Source organism: Acetatifactor sp. (assembly GCF_982438285.1).
In genome coordinates, this window is record NZ_CEWDFQ010000062.1 from 1 (window position 1) to 12,035 (window position 12,035).

12 protein-coding genes are annotated in these 12,035 nt (G+C 49.4%); all 12 read right to left on the reverse strand.

From position 1 onward, the window contains the following. Positions 1-71 precede the first annotated feature (71 nt). The 12 genes from fliS to AC1WIP_RS04890 all read right to left on the reverse strand — a co-directional run bounded on the left by fliS (position 72) and on the right by AC1WIP_RS04890 (position 11,960). Positions 72-458 carry a flagellar export chaperone FliS gene (gene fliS / locus AC1WIP_RS04835; RefSeq protein ID WP_481140754.1) on the reverse strand — a complete coding sequence of 129 codons (387 nt, stop codon included), beginning with the start codon at positions 456-458 and terminating at the stop codon, positions 72-74. 4 nt (positions 459-462) lie between these two features. After that, positions 463-2,598, reverse strand: a complete 2,136-nt coding sequence (gene fliD, locus AC1WIP_RS04840; protein WP_481140755.1) for a flagellar filament capping protein FliD — start codon at positions 2,596-2,598, stop codon at positions 463-465. 20 nt (positions 2,599-2,618) lie between these two features. Then, on the reverse strand, positions 2,619-3,041 hold the full coding sequence (locus AC1WIP_RS04845; RefSeq protein ID WP_481140756.1) for a flagellar protein FlaG: 423 nt from the start codon (positions 3,039-3,041) through the stop codon (positions 2,619-2,621). A gap of 183 nt (positions 3,042-3,224) precedes the next feature. After that, a complete protein-coding gene (gene csrA, locus AC1WIP_RS04850) occupies positions 3,225-3,443 on the reverse strand; it encodes a carbon storage regulator CsrA (protein WP_481140757.1) in 219 nt (72 codons plus the stop codon). Between the two features lies 1 nt (position 3,444). After that, positions 3,445-3,903: a flagellar assembly protein FliW gene (locus AC1WIP_RS04855; protein ID WP_481140758.1), complete on the reverse strand. Its 459-nt coding sequence runs from the start codon at positions 3,901-3,903 to the stop codon at positions 3,445-3,447. 21 nt (positions 3,904-3,924) lie between these two features. After that, positions 3,925-5,478: a flagellin N-terminal helical domain-containing protein gene (locus AC1WIP_RS04860; RefSeq protein WP_481140759.1), complete on the reverse strand. Its 1,554-nt coding sequence runs from the start codon at positions 5,476-5,478 to the stop codon at positions 3,925-3,927. Positions 5,479-5,481: 3 nt separating this feature from the next. Then, positions 5,482-7,401 (reverse strand): flagellar hook-associated protein FlgK, encoded by a 1,920-nt coding sequence (gene flgK, locus AC1WIP_RS04865; RefSeq protein ID WP_481140760.1) that lies wholly within the window; start codon positions 7,399-7,401, stop codon positions 5,482-5,484. Between the two features lie 15 nt (positions 7,402-7,416). Then, a complete protein-coding gene (gene flgK, locus AC1WIP_RS04870) occupies positions 7,417-9,135 on the reverse strand; it encodes a flagellar hook-associated protein FlgK (protein ID WP_481140761.1) in 1,719 nt (572 codons plus the stop codon). A gap of 36 nt (positions 9,136-9,171) precedes the next feature. Then, complete coding sequence (locus AC1WIP_RS04875; RefSeq protein WP_318705346.1) at positions 9,172-9,690, reverse strand: flagellar protein FlgN; 519 nt, start codon at positions 9,688-9,690, stop codon at positions 9,172-9,174. A 5-nt stretch (positions 9,691-9,695) separates the two neighbouring features. Next, on the reverse strand, positions 9,696-9,971 hold the full coding sequence (flgM, locus tag AC1WIP_RS04880) for a flagellar biosynthesis anti-sigma factor FlgM (protein ID WP_481140762.1): 276 nt from the start codon (positions 9,969-9,971) through the stop codon (positions 9,696-9,698). A 122-nt stretch (positions 9,972-10,093) separates the two neighbouring features. After that, positions 10,094-11,047: a family 43 glycosylhydrolase gene (locus AC1WIP_RS04885; protein WP_481140763.1), complete on the reverse strand. Its 954-nt coding sequence runs from the start codon at positions 11,045-11,047 to the stop codon at positions 10,094-10,096. Between the two features lie 73 nt (positions 11,048-11,120). Next, positions 11,121-11,960: a VanW family protein gene (locus AC1WIP_RS04890; protein WP_481140764.1), complete on the reverse strand. Its 840-nt coding sequence runs from the start codon at positions 11,958-11,960 to the stop codon at positions 11,121-11,123. Between the last annotated feature and the right edge of the window lie 75 nt (positions 11,961-12,035).

Below are 12,035 nucleotides of genomic sequence, written 5' to 3' on the forward strand. Positions count from 1 at the left end.
TTCCTGTATCCTTTTCAGAACCAGAAGTTTTTTATCCAGCGTTTCCGACAAAATATCCAGCTGTGTCTCCACTATACGATTCCTTTCTCCCTGTTAATACGCATAACCTCTTTCCACATATCCCGCATGGAATGCAGATGGGTATTAATCTCTGCCAGTATCCCTTTATCCTTCTTTATGTTCGCCTCCACCAGGCGCTTCTCCAGATACACATAGATCCGTTCGAAGTCCTGGGCTACCGGATATTTCATATCAAGAGTCTGGCGCAGATACTCTATGATCTGCTGTACCTTACGAATATTGGAATGCGCCTTGGGAATGTCCTTCTGCTCTACGGCTGTTTCTGCAATATTGCAGAATTTGATAGCCCCCTCATAAAGCATCAACGTCAATTCTGCCGGGGACGCCGTCAGAATCTTACTGTTATTATATTGGGCATAAGCATTGGGCAATGCCATATGGTCAACCTCCTAGTAAGCTTGTCACAGCGCTGGCATTGTTCTGCAGCTTTGCCAATGCCGTCTCCATCGCTGCAAACTTAGCATACCACTTATCCTCGTAATCTGCAAGCTTTTCCTCAAGCTCCGCAATCTGAGTGGTATAGTCGTCATAGTCCTCCTTCATCTTCTTGTCGTCATAGAAGCTGCCATAGCTTCGGTAGCCATCCACCGAGGAAGACAGTTCCGTCATCTTGGAATAAAGGTTTCTGGACAGCTGTGTAAAGAAGGAGATTACCGTATCCGGATCGTTGGAGATCATGCCAAGGAGCTTATCTGCGTTGGCTGAAGTATATTCATCGTCCTCATCCCCGTCAATATGGTAAGCATTCTTCTCATTGTCCGCAGCCTCAAAATAGCCCAAAGTGCTGATGCCAAAGTCGTACAGGTACATGGTCTGGCCATTCACTTCGATGCCCGCCGACATAATGGACTTCAAGGCGGAACTTACGCTGGAAAGATTGGAATCCCTGCGCAGAAGGGCGTCCTTGATCTTAGTCTCCCATTCCTCGATCTCTCTCTCAGACATAGCGTCCTTTTCATCGTCCGTCAAGGGCTCATACCCGGAGGCAGAATCTGCGTTGTACAGCTTATCCATCTCGTTGATCAGGGAGTTATATTCCGTCAGGAAATCCTTGACCATATCGTAAATGCCTTCTGTATCATCCTGGGTAGTAACGGTGACAGTCTCTCCGTCCTTTGTCTCGCTTAACGCCGTAAATGTCAGTCCATTGATTTCAAATACATTGGTACTATTGGTAAACTCAGCGCCGTTTAAGGTAATCACCGCATCCTGTCCGGACACCTTGGTTGCCCCGGTGGCCGTGGTGTCATCGGGATCGTAATTTGCCATCACCTCATAGGCATAGGCAGCCTTGTTATAATAAGAATCCTCCACCTCTGTCCTGAGTGCAGCTGTTTCCACTGCGCTGTAGGTGGGATTTCCTTCACTGTCCGCCCCTTGCGTAATCGTCACATACTTCTTGATCTCATCCATCTGATCCTGAATATCGCTTACGCTTTTCTGCTGAGCAGCCAGGGTTTCCGCATCCGTCTTTTTAGCAGTGATTTCCTCTGCCTCTTCCTTCAAGGCGTCAAGCCGCTCCTGGGCCTGTGCAAGGTCATCCCCCTCCATATCCTTCATACTCTCTTCCAGCTGGGCGATCTGCTCATTCGTTTTCTCCAGCTGGGAAGCATATTCATCTGCGGACAAAAGAGTAGTGCCCGCATATTTATCGTTAATCTCCCGAATCTTCTTTTCCGCCGTTTCCCGGGAGGCCGCCAGGCTCTTATACTGTTCCAGATAGGAGTTTACCCGGGAAGCCACTGTGCCATCGATTAGACTGTTTTTATTGATGTTTTTAAGGGTCTCGGCATAGTCCCCTTCCACATAGTAGGCGGCCCATTCTGTATACTCTCTCAGGGTAGCCTCATCGCTGTTTAAGTTTACCTTCAGTCCCAAAGCGGCAAGAGCTTTATCTCCGTTTGCATCCGACGCAGTGATACTGAAATCGTTGCTTGCGCCGGACTCCTTGGAACTGATAAAAAACCGCTGCTGCTTTGCGTCAAAGCTGGCATTGAGCCCAGCATCCTGAATCTGGGTTAAAAGATCAGAAATCGTGGTCTCACTGTTTACGGTGATCTCCACACTTTTGTCTCCCGCCGTCACTGTGATCACGCCGGTCTCTCCCGCTGCAAGGCCGTTCTTAATATCTCCCACCTTGGAAAGGGCCGTCAGCTCTGAGCTATCCGCTCCTGCTATTTTGGCCCCGGTAAGATATCCCGTTTTTGCCAGCTGGTTCACCTGCAGGGACTGCACACCGTTCACTGCATTATCACCGGTAATCACACTGACAATGCTGCTGTTGGACACCGATGTGGTGCGCTTGCTGTAAGAGTCCGAGAAACGCATAACGCTCAGATATTTTGACTGAAGATTCTTTAATTTTGTGTTCAGCGCCTTCCAGGCATCCTGCTTCCAGGAAAGCTTGGTCTGGGCCTTTTTGGCGTCATCCACCTTGGTCTGCCTTGCAGCCACCAGCTCCTGAATGACGCTTTCCGTATCAATTCCAGACATCAGTCCGGTTAAACGCAATGCCATATTAAAATCCTCCTGTTTCTTTACCTTCTTTCATCCACCAAAAGTCCTGCCAGCTCCCACACCTTGGCAATCATATTCAAGGTTTTTTCAGGAGGCAGCTCTCTGATCACCTCTTTGGTGTCTTTGTCTATGATTTTGATCATAACCCGGTTGGTTCCCTCATGGATGCCATACACAGCCTCCGCATGATCCATGCTTTTGTTAAGCTTTTCCAGGGCCTTCTTGATCTGTTCCATATTGGTTTGTTCCTGCCCCTGGGAAGCAGTGTTGTCTGCCTGCCCCTTGCTCTGGGAATTTTCCACCACCGCCGTGGTTTTGTCTACCTTTTCCACCGGCTGCACATTGTCTGCCGCTGCCTCCGGCCTTTCTGTTGTCATCTGTTTCTGTACTGCTGTGCTCTGGGCCTGTACGCTCATTACACTTCCCAATGGTTCAACCGCCATTTTAGTCACCTCCGTGTGAAAATACGGTGCTTTCCGTTTACACCGTTTGTTTGTAGTCCATAAAAAGCCAAATCAAGTTTCTAAACATTTTATCGGAAAACTTTCGCAAAAAATTAATAGAGAAGTGCAAAAAAATCACACTTCTCCTTTCTCTTTCTTTTACATACAGCCGATTTTCTGTGGTCAGTTTAAAAGATTCTGCAATGCCTCCATGCCCTCCACATTCACAGCATCCTCATTTGCCTGCTGTATCTGGGCATATACCTCTTTCCGGTACACGGGCACCTCCCTGGGAGCCGAAATACCTATTTTCACCTGGTCTCCCTTTACTTCTAAAACCGTCACCTCGATGTTATTGTTAATCACAATCGCCTCGCCCTTTTTTCTGGATAAAGCAAGCATGCTACTCACCCGCCTTTCTCGTCCGCAGAATATCATAGACGGGAAATTTTACAGGGTAGTCCTCTCCCTCCACAATCACCTGGCAGGCCTTATGCTCTTCTACATTAATGACAAAGGGGCCTTGCAGGTTCACCGTCATCTTGGTCAGATCCTTGGGCACCGTTACCGTCACCAACACCAAAAGATTCTCCGGGGTAATTTTCCCCGCAGCGGCAAGCAGCTCATCGTTTACCTCCGGGTCATAATCCGGCTTTACTATTAAAGGGTCCATCACCGGCATGGCAAAGCCCGGTTCCTCAATAGACTGCAGGAAACGGATGCCCGCATCCGTCCCTCTGGCCTCATCGTGCAGCAGGGTAAACCGCTTCAAATCAGGAAAACCGATAATGCCATTTTCAAAGGTAATGATTTTTTCCTCCGCAATTTCTATCTCCCCAAAAATCCTTGTACGAATCTTCATGTGCACTCCTATCCGCCCCGTTTAAATAAAGTTTAACAGGCTGGTCTGCATCACCTTGCCCGTAGCCATCAGCGCCGCCTCATATGTCAGCTCTGCGCTGGTCAGCTGAATGACCACTTCTGTGATATCAATATCCTCGTTTTCACTCTTTAACGTCTCAAAGGTGGTTTTCTGGTTCTTCATCCTGTTATCGATCAGCTCCGGCTTGCTGCTTCTGGTGCCGCAGTTGGTGATGCACAGGTTTGCATCATCCAGATATCCCTGAAAAACGGTAATGCCTCTCTCAAACAGCTTCTGGCATTTATCCTTGGAAAGGGTCAGCGCCTTATTTGCCGCATCCAGCTGGGTCTGCAGCTGCTGTGCATCAGCTCCCACAGCCGTCTCCTGCAGCTTCTCCAGATCAGTAATCAGCGTTTCGATATCAATGACCTCCTGAAGGGAATTTACCAGATCATCCACATCCCTTCCGATTCCGTGCTGAAAACACTCATCCGCCGTAGAATTTACCTTTATGGTCTGATTAAAGCCCACATCATACTCAATATCCTGGCGTGCCGCATTTCCCGTCAAATAATCTGCATTGTAAGTAATCCCTTCCGCCTGACAGTAGAAATAATGCTCCGGTCTTAAATCCCCCTTCTCCCAGTTTTCCTTCTGATAGCTGACGCGGATTTCTCCCTCGTTGGCCACAGTGGTTCCGTCATCCTTCACAGACATCAATGTTTCATGGCGGCTGCTTCCCAAAAGCAGCTCGCCCGTTTCCGGCACATAGATAACCGCATCGGGATCATTGGCCGCCTGTGTATAAGGATCCGGATTCTTGTCACTGGCATGCATAATGGTAATCTCGCCGCCCGCAACATCCCAGGTCTCCCAGTTGTATTGTCCGGTAGCCTGATCCAGCACCTGAAAGCTTATGGAGGGAGCAGCGTCCGCTCCGGAATAGCAGTCGTCATAAGACAGCTGGATCCGATAAACCTCCACCGAAGAGATGTCATTTTCCGTTACGTTCATATTATTGTAATTACCGGAATTGATATTCAGCAGATCACCCATGTTCACCTTAGTCATGGACTCCAGCGCCGTATTATCGATCTGTTCTGTGATATCATAGCGAAGGGTCTGCTCCTCCGTAAAACTCAGGGAGGTGTCCGTGCGGTAGCCGGTAAACACATACCTTCCCGCATAATCCGCATCTCCTGTGCTGTACACTTCCTCACTGAGAGCCTTGAGCTGCTCCAGGATGATTTCCCGGTCCGAGCTGGTCAAATCACCATTGGAGCCTTTGGTGCACTGGGAAATCATGTCTGTGAGGATATCTGTCAAATTGTTCAGCGCATCCTCTGTCACGTTCAGCCAGCTTTCCGCATCAGGAATATTTTTGCTGTAGTACTGTGTGACCTCGGTAACACTGCTTCTCAGCCGCAAGGCTCTGATGGCCACCACCGGATCATCGGAAGGACGGTTGATCTTCTTTTGGGTGGACATCTGAGTGCTCAGCTTATCCTGATAGATTTTATTTGTGTTGATGTTGGAAAGATTATTTCTCTGTATGATTTTATTGGTAATTCTCATATGCTACACTCCCGTTTCCAATATGAGCCTGTCGTAAACCTCTGTCAGCGTCTGTATCATTTTAGAGGCCAGATTGTATCCATTTTGGTATTTTACCAGGCTTACAGCCTCCTCGTCCTCGTCCACACCGGAAATAGACAGCCTCTGGTTTTCAATGGTATTTGCCACCCCGGAATAGCTGCTGTAGAAGGTGTTTGCGCGGCTTGCGTTTAACGCCACGTCCGCAAGCACACACTGCAGAAACTCAGCTGCGGAGCAGCCCCGGAAGCTCATTTTGTCCTTATCGTAAGCCATATCCTTTAAATCCTGCAAAAGATCGCTTTGCTCCACACCGTCCGCTATATCATACTTGGTGGCAAAAAGGCCGGGATCAAGCTCCATCGCCTCCAGGACATCAAAATTGGAAGCCGTTATGCGGTAATAGCTGTCATCCGCCACATTTACCGTAAGGGGGCCATTGTTCAAGAAATCCTCATAGGTAAAGCTGTCATAGCGGGTATCATCCGGAAAATCAAACTGCTCGTCATCCGTAGCCAGATTGCCTGTAAACATAGGCACACCGTTTTCATTGTCTGCAGTGTAGCCGCTTGTGAGAATATCGTTAAACTTTTGGGAAAAGGTCCTCAGCCACTCGTTCATCTGATTCATATAATAAGGAATTCCCTGATAGGAAATGGAAGAACCGATGCTTGCCGTTTTCCCCACTCTGTCATTGGTGATCCTGTTTGCATTCTTCTCACTGTCGGACAAGGTAAAGGTATATGAGTAAACCGGATTGTCCTGGCCGTCGTAGCTGATGGTAAATTCCCAGGAATCGTAGTAAAATTCCTGATTGCCCAGATTGATGATGCCCCCCTGGTCGGACAGATTGCATTTGTTTAAATCCTGCAGATACGCCTGGCCCACCTCAATGGTCACCGTGTCCTGCTGCCCGCCGTTTGTGGTGCCCACGGAAACCACCTGGCCGGTGAAGTTTTCTCCATTATTGCCGTCCCGCAGCTGAATCAGTCCCTGGAGCTGCCCTCCCATGGACGCGTTGTACAAATTAAATTTCTGTCCGTCCTCCCAGTAAATCTCATACAGTCCGTCAATGTCCGTCTGGTTCACTTTTTCGTAGGAGGTTCTGGCAACACACTCCAGGCCGTTATACTCGCTGGAATCCACAAGAATCTGTCCTCCGGCGATTTTTACCACATATCGGTTTGCGCCGGTTTCCCGATCCGGGTTATTGGTGTCCACAATGGGTGTTTCCGACACTTCCACATCCACAATCTGTGACAGCTGATCAATAAGAAGGGATCTTCTGTCTCTCAATTCATTTGCGGTGCCTCCCGCCAGTTCTATGGTATTGATCTGCTTGTTCAGGGAAGCGATCTCTCCCGCCAGAGAATTGATCTCATCCACCTTCAGCTTGATCTCCTGATTGACGTCCTTTTGCAGCACCTCCAGATTTCCCGCCAGACCGTTGAAGTACTCCGCCAAAGCTCCCGCATATCCCACAAACTGTGATTTTGCGGTGTCACTGCTGGGATCCTTTAAAAGCTCCTGCATTCCCGTTATCATAAGCTGGTCGAAAACCGTTTTAAAACCTGCATTGGTGCCGTTGTCCTCAAAATACGTCTCCAGCTGCTGCATATAGTACTGCTTCATCTCGTACTCGCCAAGCTTGGCATTGTTGTTCCAATACCGATAATCATAAAATTCGTCCCTGACCCGCTCTATGGCCAGGGTTTCCACGCCGGCTCCCGCACAGCCATAGGTCTGAAACACCCGCAGCGCATTGCTTGCCTGCTGTACCACCTGCTGCCTGCTGTATCCTTCCGTCTGCACATTTGCAATATTGTTGGAGGTAGTGTTCAATGCGGCATTGCTTGCCAAAAGCCCCGTATACGCAGTATTTAATCCAAAAAATGTCGATGGCATCTTGTCTCCTCCCTGCTACATTCCAAGGGTAGTTATGATATGCTCCAGCATTTCACTGATCACATTAATATAACGGCTGGAAGCATTATAAGCGTTTTGAAACTTAATCATATAAGACAGTTCTTCATCGGAAGCAACGCCTATCACCTGTTCCCTTGCGCTCTGTGCAGCCTCCACTGTACTTTCCTGATTTGTATAAATGCTTCTGTAAATAGAACCCGAATTGGCTACCTGGGCCACAAGATCCGTATAATAATCCACAAAGGTAGTCTTTTTCTGCACATTGGGATTCAGTGTATAGACTTCCTCCGTGAACGCCGCCTTCAGCGCTTCCGCCGTGTCATAATCCACAGATCCGTCAGGCAGCATAAAGCCCAGCTTTGCAGGCTCCTGCATCAGGCCCTGGTCAATCTGCAGATTCTTAATAGAATAAAGGCTGTCCGGCATTGCTGGATTTTCCTCCGCATACACCCAGTATTCCTTTCCGTCCTGGCCCTCCACCTTCTGGTATCCTGCCGTGGTTACCTTGGTAAAAAGCTGTATGGGGGAACCGTCCTCATTGCGCATATATCCATCCGCATCGGACTCACAGTATCTTACGCCCGTAAGCACCGTTCCATCCGCCAAGGTCAAATCCCCTGTCTGCAGTCCCGCCGCCTCAGCCAGTATTTCGTTGACGCGGGTGACCACATTATGGATCAGCTGGTCGAATTCCGCCTGAATATTCATCACTATAGACTGGGAGACTTCATCATAATTCCCGCCGGTAATATCCGTATAGTCGGCCCTGTGATCTCCCCTGGCTAAAAGCATGGCCTTCAATCCGCCGATATCCGTGTTCAGATCAGAGGATATCTCTCTGGTCAGGTCAAACACTTCTGCGCCGTCGATATTATAGGATTTTGTTCCGTCCGCCAGAATCACATAGGTTGCATTCTGGGGCCAGTAGGGCGTATAAAAGCCTGTGGCCTCATCCACATCCAGGCCGATCTCATAACAGTTGCCGCCCTTTACAAAGTCCACTCCCTCTATCTGCACGGACACGTTTCCGTACAAATCCTCGGAATAGGTAATATCCGCCAGCTCCGCCAGTTCATCCAATATCTGGTTTCTGGCGTCCCTAAGATCATTTGCCTGTTCAATTCCTCCGCTTTCAATGGCTCTGATCTTATCATTCAGGGTCAAAAGCTGCTGCCCGTAATCGTTGATCATATCCACATGCTGCTTTATCTTGGTATTCAGATTGTCCTGATAGGAGGAAAGTCCTTCATACACAGCCCATGCCCGCTCCACAAACTCCGAGGCTCTCTGGACCAGAACCCCCTGGGTCACCGAGCTGCTGGGGTCCTTTGCCAGCTCCTGCACCGCCGTCCACAAATCAGTCACGGTTGTCTGGAAAGCCTCGCCGTTTAACTCGCCCAGCTGGCTCTCCACCTCCTCCAGCACCTCCGTGGACACCTCATAAAACATACTGCGCCCGGATTCCCTGCGGAATGTCTTATCAAGAAAATAATCTCTTACCTGTTTTGCTCTGGAATAAACAACCCCGAGACCTGTCTGTTTGTTGGAGACAGCCGCCGGGTCCACAGAAAGGGTCAGATAGTGTTTGGATGACAGCTGTACCTGTTGTCTGGTATAGCCTGTGGTGTCCACGTTAGAAAGATTATGCGCTGTGGTATTCAGCGCATTTTGACTTGTCTGTAATCCGGATGCTCCTATATATAAACTACCCATTAACGGCATATTCTTCACCTCTGCATTTCACAAGGATTACTGCCTGGCATCAAAGCCCCTGCTGCCCACTCCCATAGTACTCCCGGCGCTGTACGCACCCCGGTTGTAATTGGCAGTCTCCGGCGCAGCCTTTGAAGCCTGCAGCAGATTCATTTCAAATTCCACCATTTCCAGCGCGTTTTTTAAAAGCTCGCTGTTTTGTTCGTTCACACGCTGCAGTCCGCGGACCGCAGCCTGCAGCTTATCATGGGCCTGCTCCAGCTGCTGTCTTTCCGCAGGCCTTCCTGACAGCATTTCAATCAGGTTTGTAAGCTTTAAAGCTGTAACATCCTTGTTCAACACATTAGCTATGTCTGCAGTGACCTCCGTGCGTTCTCTCTCCAGACGGCTGATCCTGCCTACCAGTTCCTGTTCCTCATCCGTGATTTTTTGTAAATTTTCAAGATTCCCACTTACGATAATCGGCGTTTTTCTTTGAGATAACTCAAGAAGCCCCTCATATTCCGTACATTCCCTGTTTAGTACATCGATCAGGTTTTCCATTAAACTGGCCACGGGGCTTACCTCATTTCCTTATATTTTTCAAGCAGCCTCTCCGCAAAGCTGTCATTGTCCACCTCATAAGTTCCATTCTGCAGCTGCGCCTTTATGGGAGCCGTCAATTCTTCCCGAATATCCGGGCTTTCCGCCACAGCCGCCCTGGCGCTTTGAATGTCCTTGCCCAAGCTGCTGATCTGCACTTTGTCGGTGCGTCCGGCGCCGCCTGTCCTCTGGCCCTTATTCACTGTCTGGGACTGATACAGCTGCTGAACCTGCGTATAAGCCTCAACACGCATCTTTGACTCCTCCTTTCCTTCTGCAATCCATTTACTGCCTTACTTATAATGTTTATCGGCGGCCGGAAGGAATACTTTAGACCACAGGCAAAATTTTTTCAAGCATAAAGCCCCTTCCATGCTTAAAATTTAAAGACCGGCTCTCCCCCTTCCTTCCACCCAAAGGGCATCAGCATGGCATGTCTGTTTGGATTGTAAAGGGGATCTCCCTTTATTTCCTTCTCAGTTCTTGCATGAAACACCAATATGGGCCGTCCCTCTTCATCCTCCGTGAAGGAATTGTGCCCCGGTCCGTAAATTCCCTTTTCTTCATCAGATGCAAGCACCGGATAACGGCTCTTTTTCCAGTTTGCAGGGTCCAGCACATCCTGGCTTTCGTCCATAGAAAGCATCCCCATGCAATAATGGATTCCCGTATCGCTGGCAGAATAGGTCAGATAAATTTTCCCCTCATGCCGAAGCACAGCTGGTCCCTCATTGACCCAAAAGCCCCTTCTCTCCCATGGATAATCCGGTGTGGAAAGAAGCACCTGGGCCGTCTTCAGCCTCACAGGGTTTTCCATCTGGGCAATATAGAGGTTGGAAATCATTTTGCCCACGCCTGTCTTTTCCGCCCAGACATAATAGCGCTTCCCCTGGTTTTCAAAGACTGTGCCGTCCAGGGAAAAGGAACGGAAGGAAAATTCATCCTCCGGCGCACACTGCATCATGCCCATCTCCTCCCAGTGACCCATAAAAGGGTCCTTCTGCCGGCACCGCAGCACATAGGGCCGGATACGCCACTTATCCTCGGCATCCCCTGCCGCAAAATAAAGATACCACTCTCCATCCAGATAATATAACTCAGGGGCCCATATATGGTTTCCCATAGGCCCCCTTTCATGCTTTCTCCAGATTACCTTTTCCTCTGCCTTCCTAAGTCCTTTCAGGCTTTCTGCCCGGCGCAGAATAATCCTGTCGTACTCCGGAACGGTTGCGGTAAAGTAATAGGCTCCATCCCCGTGCTTATACACATAGGGATCCGCCCTCTGAGAAATCCAAACTTTTTCGTCTTTGGCATAACCCTGTTCCTGCACTGCTCTTCTCCCTTCCCTTTTCCACTTTTACATAAGTAGCTGCGAAACAAACGGCAAAGTCACGAAACAGCCGCTATGACGCCGTCTCCTCAAGCTGCAGCGTAACCGTTAAAACCCCGTCCTGCGTGGCAGCGTTTATCACCAAGGGCTTTGCGTAAACATTTACGAATTTTAGATCCTTGGTTCCCTCTGCAATGGTAGCGTCCAAGCCCTGAGGCACGTAGTCCACAGGAGCAGAGTGCGTCCACCTCTCCGTGGACGGAAGCCCCGCCCGGATCATGGCCACATAAAGGGTGGAGGATACCTGGCAGATGCCCCCGCCCACGCTCATCACCTCTCTGCCAGCCGCATAGGAGGGGCCTAAAACATAGCCGTTCTCATAGGTTCTGGACTGTACCTGCCTGCTGAAGGAAAACTCTTCTCCGGGCTGCAGCACAACGCCGTTGATTCTCTGTGCCGCCAGCTCCACATTGATCGCCCTCTGCTGCGTCACATCATAGGTGCTGGAATAAGAGCCAAGTCCCGGATCACTGCCCTCCCCGGGAAGCGCAGTCCGGCCCTCCGCCCTGCCTGATGTGATATAGTGCTCACAATACGCCGCAAAGTCCTCTCCGAAGGTCTGCATCAGGTCTCCATTGTTCTGTATGTATGCCCGGAGGTTAAAATCCGCCATGCCGGATCTCCCCTCTCTTATCCCATTATTTACAAAATGAGAAAACAGCGCCTCTTCATCCATGCCGATTGCAGTCTGCAAATCGGTATAGGTATTGTAATAATATTCCGCATCAAACACAGCCCGGAAGGCGTCCTTTTCCGTCATTCCGGCCGCTTTGGCAGACAGTGCCTGTGCGGATAATGCTGTGATACAAAGTCCCAATGCCATTGCTCTCCTGATCCAGTTTCCTCTTTTCATTCTTATGCGGTTTCCTTTCCCGTTCTTCTCTTGTTTTCCCCATCCTCTTATGTATTGTGGCTTTCAGTATAGCAT

What these genes read in the sequence shown, in the direction of transcription:
- flgM (WP_481140762.1), bottom strand. Translation starts at nt 9,971, where the DNA reads ATGCGTGTTGAGGCTTATACGCAGGTTCAGCAGCTGTATCAGTCCCAG.
- fliS (WP_481140754.1), bottom strand. Translation starts at nt 458, where the DNA reads ATGGCATTGCCCAATGCTTATGCCCAATATAATAACAGTAAGATTCTG.
- AC1WIP_RS04855 (WP_481140758.1), bottom strand. Translation starts at nt 3,903, where the DNA reads ATGAAGATTCGTACAAGGATTTTTGGGGAGATAGAAATTGCGGAGGAA.
- csrA (WP_481140757.1), bottom strand. Translation starts at nt 3,443, where the DNA reads ATGCTTGCTTTATCCAGAAAAAAGGGCGAGGCGATTGTGATTAACAAT.
- flgK (WP_481140760.1), bottom strand. Translation starts at nt 7,401, where the DNA reads ATGCCATCGACATTTTTTGGATTAAATACTGCGTATACGGGGCTTTTG.
- AC1WIP_RS04860 (WP_481140759.1), bottom strand. Translation starts at nt 5,478, where the DNA reads ATGAGAATTACCAATAAAATCATACAGAGAAATAATCTTTCCAACATC.
- fliD (WP_481140755.1), bottom strand. Translation starts at nt 2,598, where the DNA reads ATGGCATTGCGTTTAACCGGACTGATGTCTGGAATTGATACGGAAAGC.
- AC1WIP_RS04890 (WP_481140764.1), bottom strand. Translation starts at nt 11,960, where the DNA reads ATGAAAAGAGGAAACTGGATCAGGAGAGCAATGGCATTGGGACTTTGT.
- flgK (WP_481140761.1), bottom strand. Translation starts at nt 9,135, where the DNA reads ATGGGTAGTTTATATATAGGAGCATCCGGATTACAGACAAGTCAAAAT.
- AC1WIP_RS04845 (WP_481140756.1), bottom strand. Translation starts at nt 3,041, where the DNA reads ATGGCGGTTGAACCATTGGGAAGTGTAATGAGCGTACAGGCCCAGAGC.